Genomic DNA, 13,763 nt, shown 5'->3' on the forward strand with positions numbered 1-13,763 from the left:
GTGGCGAACCCCGGCAAGGACGCGGGGAAGGCCGAGCCCTTCACCCCCCTGTGGGAGACCTTCCTCGCCAGGCGCGCCACCGTGCGTGACCAGGAGGCGGCGCAGGAGCTTCGGTGGGCCTTCGAGGAGCTCCGCGTGGCCCTCTTCGCTCCGGAGGTGACGACGCCCGTGTCGGTGACGGTGACGAAGGCCGGCGCGGCCCTCGCGGCGCTGCGCTAGAATGGAGGCGGCGGGAATCGAACCCGCCGCCTGGCACTCCCAGAGGGGGCTTGGCGGAGTCTCGTGGGCGATTGGCGGTAGCGTGTGCCCTGGCGAGGTGTGGCTGGGGAGGGGCTGGTGGGGGCGCACGGGTGGGAGTACCGGCGGAGGCGGCCGGAGGGGACGGTGCTGTACGAGGCGGTGAGGGCCATTCCGCCTAGAGTCCTTTTGAGGGAAACCCACCACCTGCCGCTTGGCGGTTGTTCGTGCGCACGGTGCTCGGGCATATGGACTCTGTGTGGGCTTTTGCACACCTGGGGCGCAGGATGTGCGCTCGCAGACACAAACCGGACTAGCATCGCTTCCGTATGACCGAACCGGTCGGAGCACATCTGGCCTGCAGGGGCCTCATCACGCAGGCGCAATTCGATAAGGCCCCGCTTGAGTGAGCCACAAGGAACAATCCTGAACCAGTCTCAACCATGGCGTTTCACACGAGAAACCAATCATGTCCTCCCAATTCTGGGTACTCTCTGGAAACCCATCCAATTTTGTCGTCGTTCTTGATAGTGATAGAAATTTGTCCGCCGGCTACCCACCAGCGTCCTGGAAGGCCATCGAGCCAAGGATGAAAATCTGGCTCGGTAATGAGCGGGAACTCGGCTTCCTCCGAGAGATATACGCCGCTCTGCCGACGAACGGTTCAACGGCGCCCAATGCAACCTCCGTCCCGGACGGAAAAACCCTGAGGAGCGCTTTCCTCCAGGCCTTCCAATACCACCTACGACGCCAGTGTTCGTGAGCGGTCCTCATCCCGACGCGCCGGGCTGGTGGCACGTGACCGCGTATGCGCAAGACGGAATCTACCGCGGCTATGTCCAAGGGCTCCGCGTCAACACCCATTTACCCGAACCGACGGCCAAGCTGTATCAGATCAAGAAGAATGACAACGTCGAGAAACTCGCGAGACAGGCGTTCTCCAGCGCGGTTCGTCCTGGCCATGATCTGGCCTTCTACGAGAACGTCCTGTTGTATGTAAACCAGCAAAAGGGGAAGCAAGGCATCACCGGCTCGTACCAGAAGCGAACAGTTTTCGGCGGTGGTGGCAACAACATCAAACTCATTGAGGGGGCGCGAATCTGGCTCGTGAGCCCGGCCTTCGCCAAAGCGCTCAAGGAGGTGGTTCCCTCCGGTTCGTTGACGGGTGGCGCGTTCGCGGAGCTCAAGGAAATCGCTGGGGCAATCCAGGATGCCATCGAACGATTCGCCAGGGCACTGCTGGACATCGTCGCGAGCATCACCGAAAGCCCGAATCATGCCCGTGAAGTCTTTGCCGAGGACTGGGAAGTCATCCGCGAGCACCTCGCCGAAATCATCACCGTCGTCGCTGGATTCATCGCGCTAGAGGGCCTGGCGGCTGCCATGGCCGGGCCCGCGAGCCCCCTCATCCTCCAACTCAGCGCCGCTGCCATCCAACTCGTGTTGGCCATGGTTGGAGCGCAAGCCGCACTCGTGAGTATCGAAGCGGCGGTCAAGCATGGCGCAGAGTGGCTGAGAATCGCGATACAAGCGAATGGCAGATCTGGATGGATTGCTGACGCGAGCAAAGCATTCCTCAGGATGCTGAAAAGCATCATCATGGCATGGCTCTCGGTCAGAGGCGTCAAGGCCAACCTGGGCAAGGCGGCCAAGATCATAAATTCATTGCCGCCGCCGCCTCCGATGCTCGCGCTGGCAGTCGCAAACGGTGGCAACAGGCTGGTCCTTGCGGGGAACGCGGGGAGCGGCACGGCGGCGGCCCTCGGTCCGCCCGTCACGACGGGCTCGCTCGGTGCGGCCGGCGCTTTGATGGCGAAGGGCGAGAAGAGCGGCGGCTCGTCGAAATCATCGGCCCCGACAGAGTTTCCGCGGAAATCGCTTCGCGGTGTCTCCGTGAACTGGTTGAAGCGCAATAAGCCACGTGGGTGGCGCCATGTTCCGACTGACAAGAAAGGCGGTTGGAAGTGGCTCGATGAAAATGGCGTCGAGCGTCTGCGGTTCATGTGGAAGAACGGGCTGAACGCCACTTCGAACAAGTGGTGTCGTCAGGCAAACGGATATTTCCGCTGGCAGAACACCAAAGGACAGCACCTGGATATCGATGGCAACGTCATCGACGACACGCATCCGCAGTTCCAAGCACTGACACACATCCCGTACGAGGGGGCCTACTGGTGATACGGCAGGTTAAAGACAGCATGGGTGCGCTCGAGGGGTCTCACGAGAGTCTCTTGATCAGCTATCAGTACGAAGCATCGAAGAAGACATTGGTAGTCGTTCTCGACTACCCTGATAAGGCCGCAGAATCAGATCGAGCATTCCTGCGTCTCCGCTTCATGGATGTATCGGAGTTCCATCGGGTTCCCGGAACTTTCGCCGACCTACAGCGCTTCAAGGAGTCGTACTCCACTCGTGAAACCCCAGCTTCGACAGTCGTTCAACAGATCGACATTGAAAAGAAGGCGGATTCACTGCGCATTGCCTTGTCATTTGGCAGCTTCGGCGGACTCACTTTCGTGTGCCGGTCACTTTCCGCGGAATCGCGCAGCGCATGCGCAACAAAAACAGATGCAAATACGTGGACGTATCACGACGTCGATGACGACAAGCCTGTAGATTTCTACGATCCATTCGCATGAAGCCACCGAAGAGTGGTGTCAAAGAACTCGTTCCGACACCTCGCGCCCTCCGACTCGTCCTAACGAGACGTCTGCGCCCCCTGACCAGGAGCTGCTCCCCAAGCCCCCTGCGTTGTTCCAAGCCAGAGCGAGAGCCCCCGTGACAGCGGCAAGCTCCGCTTCCCGGGGGGCCGCCGAGCGGATGCCGCGGTGCGTCGGGGCTCTGCGCAGTGCGTCGCGCACCCGGCGAGTGCGTCGCATCCACCTGCGACTGCATTGACAACATGCGCCCGGGTAGGCGTGTAGTGCGCCCTTCGCGCGAGACACGAGAGCTGTCCGCGGCTTCAGGACCTTGAACACCATGACGACCCCTTCCCCCATCGCCCACGCTCCGAACGCCCATGGCGCCGCGCACTCCGCTGTCCCCACCGGACGCGTGTCGAAGCACCCGCTGGAGCTCGTCTATCCCGGCAGTGGCCACGTCAGCGCCAAGCAGGCCTTCCTGGTGTGGCTGGCGTACCCCGGGGCCCGGCTGACGGACCTGGGGACGGTGGTCCAGGGCGAGCGCGGCCAGCGGCTGCTGGCCCTGCGCTACATCATCGCCAACGGGGCCATCTGGCAGACCCGCTTCGTGTGGAAGCCGGCGCTCCAGGCCCTCTCGGGCGGGGAGACGGCCGCCGCCGCCGCCGTGGAGGCCCTGCTCGCGGACATCGCCCGGCTGAAGGCCGAGCTGTCGGTGGACCCGAGGGCGCACCACGCGTGGGCCCGCGACTTCGTGTCTCCCGAGGCCGGGCGGCGCCTGGGCGAGCACCTGGCGGAGGCGGAGACGCTGCGCTTCCTGGTGCTGATGCACGTGGACGAGGAGCTGCGCAAGCACCTCTTCGCACGGGTGCGCGCGCGGGCGGAGGAGCTGCTGAACACCGCGCCCGCGGCCCTGGATCTGCTCTATCTGGCCACCACGGACCTGTACGCCTTCCCCGCGACCACCGTGAGCGCCGGGGCGCTGAAGTACATCATCGTCGTGGACAAGGGGGAGATGGGGGTCCGGGCGGTCCGCGAGTGCATCGCGCTCGGGATGACGCCCGTGGTCTGCCACAGCCTGCAGGACGATGCGGACGCGCTGCAGGTCCGGCTCGCACGCGCGCACGGTGGCTTCACCGTGGGCCTGCAGGGGACGTTCCGCGAGACGTACGCCAACTACGTCCAGATCACGGACAAGGTCACCTGCGCCTTCCAGGAGCGCTTCGGAAAAACATGGGAGCGGGAGCTGGCCCGGGCCGCCGTCTACCCGGGCTACGGGCCGCTCGCCGAGAACGCCTCCGCCATCCGCCACTTCCGCCAGAACGGCCTCATCTTCATCGGCCCCATGCAGGACGTGGTGGAACGGGCGGGTGACAAGCGGACCTTCCGCTCCATGGTGCAGCAGCTCGACCCCCACGCGGTGACGCCGGGCATCACCCTGGAGGCGAGCGACGCGAAGGTCATCCAGGAGCGCATCGAGGAGGCGTTCCGCAACGGCGTCTTCAGCTTCCCGGGCCGGCTCAAGGCCGCCAACGGCGGCGGTGGCCGCGGCCAGGCCGTCTGCCAGAGCCTCGAGGCCCTGCCGGCGGCCATCACCAAGGTGCTGGGGGAAATCCAGGCGAACGGCTGGGATGCGGGCGTGATGTTCGAACAGAACATCCCGGAGACCATCCACCTGGAAGTGCAGGTGCTCCGGGACCGCTACGGCAACACCCGCCACTTCGGGATGCGGGACTGCAGCGAGCAGCGGGCGAGCCAGAAGATTCAGGAGGAGGCCCCTCCGGCCCTGCTGCGGGCCTCGCCGGAGTTGCAGGAGCGTGTGCAGCAGCTCGCGGTGCGCTTCGCGGACGAGGTGGGCTACGTGGGCGCCGGCACCATCGAGCTCATGTACAAGGCGGGGCGGTACTACTTCCTGGAGATGAACACGCGCATCCAGGTGGAGCACCCCGTCACCGAGGAGGTGCACGCCATCCGCCGCGGCGAGGAGCTCGAGCCGCTCAACCTGGTGCAGTGGCAGATGCGGATTGCCAACGGCGAGCCCATCGACTTCGAGCAGGGCCAGCTCGTGTGCACCCACGTGGGGCGCGAGTTCCGCATCAACGCCGAGAGCTGGATGCCGAACCTGAAGGACAGCCGCGACGGGGGGGTGGGCCTGTTCGTCCCCAACGCGGGCAGGTTCGACCGCATCGAGATTCCCGCCAGGGACGTCATCCTCGCGAAGCTGAAGGAGGCGGGGACGACGGGGATCCAGGATCTGAAGATCCGGTTCGACTGTGGCTTCGAGCCCGGGGACACCCTGGTCAACAAGGACCCGACGTTCGGCAAGCTCATCATCTCGGTGGCCGCGGAGCAGAACGCCTACGAGCTGCTCCGCCGGGTCTGCATCGAGGTCCTCGCGCAGATGCGCATCGAGGGCCGGCAGGTGCGCCCGGACGGCGTCGCGCTGGACGGCAAGCCCTTCCTGACCAACCTCGGGGACCACGTGCGCATCCTCGAGATGCCGCTCATGAAGCAGCACATGCGCGACACCGCCCCCGAGCGCCACGTCAACTGGGTGGTGGCGGCGCTTCGCGCGGCCAGATAGTCCGGCTGGATCAGGGGTTTCCGGCCTGGGTGTTTCCAGGCCCCGACCAGTGGCTCGCTGGCAGTAGCCCTCCGGCCAGCGGAGGCTCAGCGGACGTACACGTCGGCGGAGACCAGCCCGCCGTCGGAGTACACCCGGGCGACCGAGCCGGCGGTGTTGAAGTTGCCCGTGAGCCACCTGCGCGCCGCCCAGGTGGAATACGAGACGGGAGCGTGGCCGAGGTGAACGCCGTAGCGCGTCGCCCAGAGCTCCGGAGCCGCGAACGTGCTCCCCACGCTGCGGCGCACGGCGATGCTGTCGTAGCCGTTGTCGAAGAACGCGGACACGAGATCGGTCCTCCGGGTGTCGACGCCGTCCACGGAGGTCCGGCGCATCGCCATCCACTGCTGTCCCTCGTTGAAGACGCCCTGCCGGGTCACCCAGCGCGAGATGGTGAAGCTGCTCCCCGAGGAGACGTGGACGTCGATGGAGACGAGGCCGCCCTCGCCAAAGACGTTGGCGATGTCGTCATAGCCGTCTCCGTTGAAGTCCCCCGCGATCCACTTCTGCGTGTCCCAGAAACCGCCGCCCTGCGTCTGCCAGCGCTCCCGGACGAAGCTGCCGCCCGTCGAGACGTGGACCTCGATGCTGTTCAGGCCGTTGTCGTAGAAGACGTTGGCGAGGTCCACCTTGCCGTCGCCGTTGAAGTCGCCGGTCAGCCACTTCTCCCCGGGCCAGACATTGCCGCCCTGATTCTGCCAGAGCTTCCGCACGAAGCCGCTGCCCGTCGAGACGTGGACGTCCGCCCAGGTCTGCCAGCCGTCGTTGAAGACGTTGACGAGGTCCGCCCTGCCGTCGCCGTTGAAGTCGCCGGCCATCCACTTCTGCCTGTCCCAGAAGCCGCCATCCTGCGTCACCCAACGCACCCGCGTGAAGCCCCGCAGGCCGGTGACGTGCACGTCCACCGAGGCCAGCCCGTTCTCGTTGAACACCTTGGCCAGGTCCGTGGCGCCGTCGCCGTTGAAGTCTCCCGCCATCCATTGCTGCTCGTTCCAATACCCGCCCTGCTGCCTCGCCCACGGCACCTGCATGAACGAGTCGGGCTGGGGGAGCGCGTCATTGGCGCGCACCGGGAACGGGGCGGGCCTCCGGTTGCTGGCCAGACGCGGATCGATGTAGCCGCCGGCCCGCGCCAGCGTCGCTGGATCATGCGCCAGCCAGTAGACCCCGTGCGACCGGGCCCGCTCCTCTTCCACGCTCGCCGGCTGGACCATGGCCATACACATCCAGGCCTGCGCGTCATTGATGATCGGATCGTTCGGAACGGTCCAGGTGGTGTAATCGTGCCAGAAGGCGCACCGGTCGATGGCATCGTAATACCGGTGATTGTCGTAGCCCGGGCCCCACTCGGCGCCGAAATTCACGCCGTAGCGGCGGCACCATTCGTAGACGTGTGACGTCAGCTGCGTCCAGCACCCATCGGGGCCCACGTAGTACCCACCGCACCAGGGGAGCTCGTCCCTCGCGGGAGGCGCTTTCTTGCAAGCGTCGAGGCCCGCCTGCTCGCGATAGGCCAGGGTCGTGAACCGCTGGTTGCTCCCCCCGGTCGGCGTGTACAGCAGGACACGGGCACCATTGGCGGTGCTCGCGGACTCGACGTCCAGGTGGCGCGGGCTGTAGTCCAGGGAGGGCTGGATGAAGGCCTCGGCGATCGAATACGAACCGTCGCCGTGCTCGACCTGCGTGAAGTACGAAGCGGCGCCGCAGTCGCGCTGGACGAGATAGCCGCCGGTCTGGGCGAGGCACTTCCCGCTGTGCCACGCCTTGATGCGGTACACGGAGCCCACCGGCTCGAAGAGGAACGCCTGGTCGCGGCTGCCATTGCAATCCCACTGGAGGATCTGCGCCTCGTCGGCCTGGCTCGAGCCGGCCACGCCGAGGCATTTCCCCGAGTGCCGCGCGGTCAGACGCACGTACTGGCCCGGCTCGGCCATGAGGCTCCGGGCCGCGGTCTTCACCGGCCCTTCCTCGACGGGGGCTCTCCCTTCGGTCGGTACGCTACAGCCAGCCAGAAAACACATCATGCTCGCCAGGCGAGTCGCGGCGTTCATCAGATCTCCCTCCCGTGTTCCCGGGAAAACCATTAATTGGATTTTTCCAGAATGTCCATCTTTTGCAACATCTTTGCACCAGTAATCGAAGCGCGAACCCTGGAGCCGAGAACCCGCTCCCTCCCCCACCCCCCTCCCAACCCATCACGTCCGGGGCCTCCAGCCACCTCCCTGGTAGTTTCCCGGGCTTTTTGGAGGCCGCGATATGGCCGGTGAGAGTGGTGGACAGACAGGGAGTGAGGTTCCCGGGCTCGGCTTCGCTCCGGGCACGGAGGTCGCGGGCTTCACCATCGAGGGGATCATCGCCTCCGGCAGCTTCGGCACCGTGTACCGGGCGAGGCGCGGCGGACGGCCCTACGCCATCAAGCTGGTGCCCGTCCACCCGAGGGCTGACCGGGAGACGGCCGCGCTGCGTCAGATACGGCATCCCAACGTGGTGTCCTTCCACGGGTATTGCCTCTGGCCCGAGAAGGAGCCTCTCTGGCTCGTCCTGTCCCTGGAACTGGTCGAGGGCCTCACCCTCGACGCCTGGGCGGCCCGGGAGAATCCTTCCGCGCTCGAGCTGGTGATGCGGGTGCTGCTGCCCCTGGCGCTCACCCTGGCGGACGTGCATGCCTCGGGCGTGGTGCACCGGGACATCAAGGAGAGCAACATCATCGTGCGCGAGGCGGACGGACAACCGGTGCTGGTGGACTTCGGCGCGGCGGGGCTCAAGGAGGGGGCGCTCCGCCTGACGATGCGGCTGCCACCGGGCACCGCCGAGTACCGGAGTCCCGAGGCACTGCGCTTCGCGAAGCAGTGGGAGGGCGAGCACTACCCCTTCTCACCGGGAGATGACCTGTGGGCCCTGGGCGTCGTCATCTACGCCCTGCTGACGCGCACGCTGCCCTTCGGAGACCGGAACGACCCGGGGTTGAACCGGGCCATCCTCGAGGAGACGCCGCCGGGCCCACATGAGCGCAACCCGCGCGTGCCCCTGGCCCTGAGCGAGCTGTGCATGGGCCTGCTGGAGAAGGATGCCGAGGACAGGTACCCGGACGCCAAGGCGCTCGCGGAGCACCTGGTGGAGCTGTGCACCGAGGCGGATGGCTCCTGGCGCAGCCCGATGTTTCCTGGAGCCGGCCCCGAGAAGCGCTCCGCCCCGGCGGCGCCGGCAGTGCCCGGACGCCCGTTTCCCTGGCGATGGTGGGCCGCTGCCGGGCTCGCGCTCACCGCGGCCCTCCTCTCGCTCCGGCCTCCCGGGGACACCCCACGCACGGCGTCAGCACCCGCCCCCACGACGCTCCAGAGCGGTTCCGGCCAGGAAGTCGATGCAGGCGCCACAACGGCGGAAGTTGTACCCGGCGCGGGACCCGAGACGTCACCCACCCCCGCGCCCGTCGCCCCCGCGACGAACAGCAAGGAACCCTCGATGAAGAAGTCCAAGACGATTCGCACCCTCGTTGCCGCCGGCTGTGTTGCCGGTTCCGCGGGTTGCGTGAGCGGGCCGCGACCGCGCCCCCCTCCCCCTCCGGAGGAGTGCCCGCCTGGAGCGGAGGCGGCGCACAGGAGCTACCGCCTGTACCCCGGAGACGACGTCGGCGCGAGCCTGATTCCCTTTGGCGAGAAACCCCGGGACGTGCTTGTGCGCGATGGCCAGAAGATCCGTGCCGAAAGCCGCGGCCGATCCAGAGACCTCCCCGATCGGACGGCCTTGGATGGCCATGTCTATGTGGGGGAAGGACGTGTCTATGCGCGCTTCACCACCGCCCATCTTCCCAACGGCGAGACCATCCCCGTATGCCTGGAATTGGTGACGATAGGTGACATCCCCCGTGGCGCGGAGGCCGAGCCCGGCAGTACGCCCACTGAGGCCCTCACCATCTCCTCCCTGAGCCTCCAGGTTGTCAAGCGCTTCAGATAAGACTGCTCTGGGAATGGCCACCCATGCTTCCTGCCTCCGTCCTGGTATTCCTGGCGCTTCTTCAAGCGCCTGCTGCGTTGGAATCACCGCCCCGTGCCATCCGCTGCGAGGAGGTGAAGCGCCTCGAGTTGTCGCTCGTGTCCACCAGGCATTTCGAGGTGTGCGTCAGTCCTGGGCTCATGACGGGCTTCCGCTTCGACACGCCTGTCACGGTGGACCTGCAAGAAGACGTGCGCTTCGAGGAGGTGATGAGCGGCCGAAGCAGCATCGGTTTGGTGCCGCCGAAGGACATGGCGCCTGGGGAGCGCATTCGGCTCACAGCACACCTCGCAGGTGGAGAATCGCCACAAAGCGTCACCTTCACGCTGGTGGCCCACCGCGGGCGGGCGACCCACCAGGTGGAGGTATACCGCGACAAACGGACTCGGGAGTCCCTCCTGCAGGAGATAGAGCAGGAGCGCGCGAAGAACCAGGACCTCCGCGCCCAGCTCTCTCAGTCCAGCGGCCTTCGCGGCCTCTTCCTCGCTGGGGCGTTGAACCATACCGGCGTCCCAGCACAGCAGTTCTCCGCGAAGATGGTCCGTGAGCAGCGATCAGACGACGGACTCTGGGTGTTGAGAGGTGTCACTTATCGATCCGACAACAGCGTCGGGGTGAAGGTGGACCTCATGAACACTGGCGCCGAGTCGTGGCAAGCCGCGGGCGCGAGCCTGGTGGGTCCCACGGGGGAGACGCTGGAGGGGGTGCGCATCGGGCTGGCGGAACCCATCTCGCCCCAGCAGATGCAGCCGGTGTTCATCGAAGCCGATGCGGCATCTGGGATTCCTCACGGAGAGGTGACGCTTCGCCTGTGGGGGGTGGATGGCCGCACCACCACCCTCTTCAAGGTGACATTCCCGCAGTCAGTTCTCCATCAGGATGAAGCAACACGAAGCCGAGCGGTCACTCCGATGGAGTGCGGGCGGGCAGCGGGAAGGCCTCCCAACCCGGAGGCCACTCCACGCGCTCATAGGTGAAGTGATGCGGATCATCCGACGGCCAGGGCGACTCGAGCGGCTCCTCCACCAGCTCGAAGACCCCATGATCGAAGGGCAACCCCGTGCCGGGCGCGGAGCGGACGACGCGCTCGCGCACGCCGCGCTCGGCCAGCCGGAGCGAGCGGTGGTGGCAGTAGGGGTTGTTGCCCCGCCGGTTGAAGAGCACATGCGCCCGTTGCGAGCACCCTCCCCGGCAGGCCTCGGCATAGCGGCAGCTCGCGCAGTGGCCCCACAGATGCGCGATGCCCTCGGGCGTACCGGCCGCGCCGTTGAAGGTGAGCTCGCGCGTCTCCAGGATATCGGCCAGGGGCTGCTGGCGGATGTTGCCGCCGACGAACTCGGACGGCAGCGTGGGGCACGCCTTGATGCCGCCATCTGCGTGGATGCCCAGCACGGACAGGCCCGCCTTGCAGCCCGCCCACACCTTGGCCCCGCTGGAGGAGAAGAGGAGATCGTCGTACGGGCCGAAGTAGCCCACGTCGTTGCCAGGAACCAACGACACCCGGCCCTCCTCGCGGACCCGCAGGGCGACGCGGGCGAGCATCCGGTAGAGGTCCGGCAGCTCCGCGGGCTGCAGCAGCATCCACACGTTGTCCGTCCCGTTGCCCATGGGGCCGGTGAGCTGGACCTGCCAGGCGCGGATGCCGGCATCCCTCAGGCGCTCGTACAGCGCGGGCAGCTCGGGGGCGGACAGACGGTTGACCTGCGTGTTCGAGCTGATGGGCACGCCCGCCTCGCGCAGGTGGCCCAGCGTCTCGAAGCAGAAGCGGAACGAGCCCTTGCGGCCACGGATGCGATCGTGCGTGGCCTCCAGGCCGTCCACGGAGACGGAGACGTGCGCGATGCCCGCCTCCTTCATCCGCCGCGCCGTCTCACGCGAGAGGCCATAGCCTCCCGTCGTCATGGTGCAGAGCATCCCGTGGTCCGTGATGGCCCGCGCGATGTCGAGCCAGTCGGGACGCAGGAACGCCTCGCCGCCCTCGATGGTCACTTCCTGGATGCCCACCTCGGCGAGCTGGCGCACCAGGTCGAGCGCCTCCTCACGGGAGAGCTCGTTCTTGCGGCTGTCTCCCGCCCGCGAACCGCAGTGGCCGCAGGCGAGGTTGCACTTGAGGGTGAGCTCCCACACGGCATAGGCCGTGCGGGTCTGGACGGACGGAGGCATGAGCCGGGAGCGGGAACAGCGAGGGATCAGGTCAACTTGCTCTTGATGATCTCGTCATCCGGGGGCGGCAGGCCGTAGTCGGCGCTGCCTCCACGGATCTGCTCGAGCGCCTTCTCGTCCAGCTCGAGCACCTGGCGGGTGCGCTCGTTCTGACGCTCGATCACCTGCGTGCGCGGAAACTTCTTCTCGACCTTCTTCGTCATGGGCGGTCCTTTCGCGAATGGACGCTCGATGATAAGGCCTGCTGATGGCCGAGAGCAATCCAGAATCTCTGGGTTGACGGGATTTGCCCCGGGAACGAGCGCTTCAGGCCGGGCCGGCCCACGACTCCAGCCGGTTCCGGATGACCTGCACGGCCCGAGCCGGGTAACGCTCCATCCGGTGCGCGAGCTGCTCCTCCGCGAAGGAGAGCAGTTGCCGGGCGCACGGGCCGGGCTCCAGCAACAACAGGTGATGGAGCGCCCTCCCCTGCTCCGGGAACTCCTGTTCGAAGCGGCGGAACGGATCCAGGTTGTCGAGCCGGGTCTGGCGCTCCGCGGGCGCCAGGTGGGTCAGGATCCGCAGCAGATGACCCAGCGCATGCTGCTTGATGAAGGAGGACCCGCTGAGCACCTCACCGCGCGCGGTGCGTCCCGCGCCGACCAGCAGCGCCGACAGGAAGAGCGCGAAGGCGCGCTCCACGTCGACGAAGGAGGCCTCGGCGGTGGACCTCGTACGCAGGTGCGACAGGCCGGCCTCGAGGTGCGCCCGGTCGAACAGCACGCGGTAGTCATTCACCTTCGCCAGGTGCAGCTCGGCCTCGTCGAAGATGGCGAACTCCAGCAGGTGGCCATCGTCATGGAGCACCTTGAGCCCATGCGCCGTCTCCCGCACCTTCAGCACGATGCGCTCGCTGTCCGGCAACCAGCCCAGGTCCTGACGGAACGACTCCTGCGCGCCCGGGACCGTGATCACGAAGAAGTCATGATCCGACCACGCGTCGGGCGTACGCCCGAGCTCCGCCATCGAGCCCACTGCGACCAATCCCAGGACGCGCGCATCGGACTCCAGCCGGGCGCGCAATCGCTGAGTGAACGAACGGTAGAGATCCAAGTCCATGAGGGCCTCGGACGCTACCAGAGCGACGTACCGGCACCGAGGACGACGGGCGGGGCATGTCTCCGAGCCGGAGAACCACCCCGCCCCCCTCCCCGCCTGGAAGCGGGCCACGACTCCAACTGGCTCTCGACACTTCGGTACTTGCCAGCCCACCGCCTCGCATTTCGTGCTACGGATGCTCCCCGGAGTCTGCATCCCGAAGCCAGGGAGACCCCATCATGTTCCGAATCGCGAAGGAGCAACTCCAGGCATTGGCCGCCCTGGTTGAGCAATCCTTCATCAGCCGGACGGTGCACCATGGGTCCTCTCTATGTGGAGGCCTTCGCCTCGGATGTGTTGGGCGCGCGCCTCATGGGCGCCCAGGCCGAGGTGGACTTGCAACACCTCTTCACCGGTCCGCCCAGGCAGCGGGGCCGCTACACCCTGGGGCTGTCGGCGGTGCATGACTGGGGCAGGGCCGGAGGTGCGTCTCCTGCGGTGACGCTGGCCCACCTGGATGGGACGGCAGTGGTGGTGGTGCGCCCGGGCTTCGAACTGCACGTGCTGGGCGGTTGTTGGCGTGGGGGCGGATGCTCTCTCCCCCACCCTGGACATGAAGCCGCGGCTGGAGGTGCGGCGGCAGCACGGCGGCTTCCGCCAGTGGACAATGCGCGCTGAGGCCCTGGCGCGCAGGAGGGCGGCGCTGCTGCTGGGGGCCGTGCTGCTCTCCACCGGCTGCGTCACGCTCGGGCCGCGACTGGGCGGTAGCTCTGAGCGGGCCCCCCACGCCCTCTCCACGCTGCGGGAGGTGGGCGCCACGGCCCCCTCACTCGAGGCGTCCTCCCCTGTTGCCGCTCCGGAGGTGGGCGAGCACGTATTCTCCTCCGAGGCGGGCGCGCAGGAGCGGCTGCACCGCCGCCGCAGCGCCCGCGGGCTGGGCCCGGACGCCGCCCTGGCGAGCGCGGGCGAGGCACCCGCGTCCGAGGTGGCCAGCACGGGGCCTGTCCCCGAGGAGCCGCCCTCGTGCGGAG

Annotated in this window: 10 protein-coding genes and 2 pseudogenes; 8 read left to right on the forward strand and 4 right to left on the reverse strand. The window is 67.0% G+C overall.

Going from position 1 to position 13,763, the window contains the following annotated elements:
* From VFZ09_RS46515 to VFZ09_RS46530, 4 genes are all read left to right on the forward strand, one after another.
* On the forward strand, nucleotides 1–219 hold a 219-nt coding region (locus tag VFZ09_RS46515; RefSeq protein WP_329734293.1), incomplete at its 5' end, for a DUF3418 domain-containing protein.
* Between the two features lie 777 nt (nucleotides 220–996).
* A complete protein-coding gene (locus VFZ09_RS46520; RefSeq protein WP_329734294.1) occupies nucleotides 997–2,415 on the forward strand; it encodes a hypothetical protein in 1,419 nt (472 codons plus the stop codon).
* A gap of 53 nt (nucleotides 2,416–2,468) precedes the next feature.
* On the forward strand, nucleotides 2,469–2,876 hold the full coding sequence (locus VFZ09_RS46525; protein ID WP_329734295.1) for a hypothetical protein: 408 nt from the start codon (nucleotides 2,469–2,471) through the stop codon (nucleotides 2,874–2,876).
* Between the two features lie 340 nt (nucleotides 2,877–3,216).
* Entirely contained in the window at nucleotides 3,217–5,460 is a 2,244-nt protein-coding gene (locus tag VFZ09_RS46530; RefSeq protein ID WP_329734296.1) for a biotin carboxylase N-terminal domain-containing protein, read from the forward strand.
* An 86-nt stretch (nucleotides 5,461–5,546) separates the two neighbouring features.
* Here VFZ09_RS46530 and VFZ09_RS46535 read toward each other — a convergent pair whose 3' ends face one another.
* A complete protein-coding gene (locus VFZ09_RS46535; protein WP_329734297.1) occupies nucleotides 5,547–7,457 on the reverse strand; it encodes an RICIN domain-containing protein in 1,911 nt (636 codons plus the stop codon).
* 298 nt (nucleotides 7,458–7,755) lie between these two features.
* Between VFZ09_RS46535 and VFZ09_RS46540 the strand changes: the two genes are divergently transcribed.
* Together VFZ09_RS46540 and VFZ09_RS46545 are read left to right on the forward strand one after the other, a co-directional pair.
* Nucleotides 7,756–9,453 carry a serine/threonine-protein kinase gene (locus tag VFZ09_RS46540; RefSeq protein ID WP_329734298.1) on the forward strand — a complete coding sequence of 566 codons (1,698 nt, stop codon included), beginning with the start codon at nucleotides 7,756–7,758 and terminating at the stop codon, nucleotides 9,451–9,453.
* Nucleotides 9,454–9,476: 23 nt separating this feature from the next.
* Nucleotides 9,477–10,469: a DUF2381 family protein gene (locus VFZ09_RS46545; RefSeq protein ID WP_329734299.1), complete on the forward strand. Its 993-nt coding sequence runs from the start codon at nucleotides 9,477–9,479 to the stop codon at nucleotides 10,467–10,469.
* On the opposite strand, the gene VFZ09_RS46550 is transcribed toward VFZ09_RS46545, so the two are convergent.
* The 3 genes from VFZ09_RS46550 to VFZ09_RS46560 all read right to left on the reverse strand — a co-directional run bounded on the left by VFZ09_RS46550 (nucleotide 10,396) and on the right by VFZ09_RS46560 (nucleotide 12,753).
* The gene (locus tag VFZ09_RS46550) at nucleotides 10,396–11,655 is read right to left on the reverse strand and encodes a radical SAM/SPASM domain-containing protein (RefSeq protein ID WP_329734300.1); all 1,260 of its coding nucleotides are present in this window, start codon (nucleotides 11,653–11,655) and stop codon (nucleotides 10,396–10,398) included. The two genes, VFZ09_RS46545 and VFZ09_RS46550, sit on opposite strands and share 74 nt — an antisense overlap.
* Before the next feature lie 26 nt (nucleotides 11,656–11,681).
* Nucleotides 11,682–11,858: a hypothetical protein gene (locus VFZ09_RS46555; RefSeq protein WP_329734301.1), complete on the reverse strand. Its 177-nt coding sequence runs from the start codon at nucleotides 11,856–11,858 to the stop codon at nucleotides 11,682–11,684.
* Nucleotides 11,859–11,961: 103 nt separating this feature from the next.
* Nucleotides 11,962–12,753, reverse strand: a complete 792-nt coding sequence (locus VFZ09_RS46560) for a hypothetical protein (RefSeq protein WP_329734302.1) — start codon at nucleotides 12,751–12,753, stop codon at nucleotides 11,962–11,964.
* A gap of 294 nt (nucleotides 12,754–13,047) precedes the next feature.
* On the opposite strand from VFZ09_RS46560, the pseudogene VFZ09_RS46565 reads away from it, so the two are divergent.
* Nucleotides 13,048–13,435, forward strand: a pseudogene (locus VFZ09_RS46565) (hypothetical protein); the annotation flags it as partial.
* 15 nt (nucleotides 13,436–13,450) lie between these two features.
* Nucleotides 13,451–13,763, forward strand: a pseudogene (locus tag VFZ09_RS46570) (hypothetical protein); the annotation flags it as partial.

Source organism: Archangium sp. (assembly GCF_036277355.1).
In the GTDB taxonomy this organism is placed as follows: Bacteria; Myxococcota; Myxococcia; order Myxococcales; family Myxococcaceae; genus Archangium.

What these genes read in the sequence shown, in the direction of transcription:
- VFZ09_RS46530 (WP_329734296.1), top strand. Translation starts at nt 3,217, where the DNA reads ATGACGACCCCTTCCCCCATCGCCCACGCTCCGAACGCCCATGGCGCC.
- VFZ09_RS46540 (WP_329734298.1), top strand. Translation starts at nt 7,756, where the DNA reads ATGGCCGGTGAGAGTGGTGGACAGACAGGGAGTGAGGTTCCCGGGCTC.
- VFZ09_RS46545 (WP_329734299.1), top strand. Translation starts at nt 9,477, where the DNA reads ATGCTTCCTGCCTCCGTCCTGGTATTCCTGGCGCTTCTTCAAGCGCCT.
- VFZ09_RS46550 (WP_329734300.1), bottom strand. Translation starts at nt 11,655, where the DNA reads ATGCCTCCGTCCGTCCAGACCCGCACGGCCTATGCCGTGTGGGAGCTC.
- VFZ09_RS46555 (WP_329734301.1), bottom strand. Translation starts at nt 11,858, where the DNA reads ATGACGAAGAAGGTCGAGAAGAAGTTTCCGCGCACGCAGGTGATCGAG.
- VFZ09_RS46560 (WP_329734302.1), bottom strand. Translation starts at nt 12,753, where the DNA reads ATGGACTTGGATCTCTACCGTTCGTTCACTCAGCGATTGCGCGCCCGG.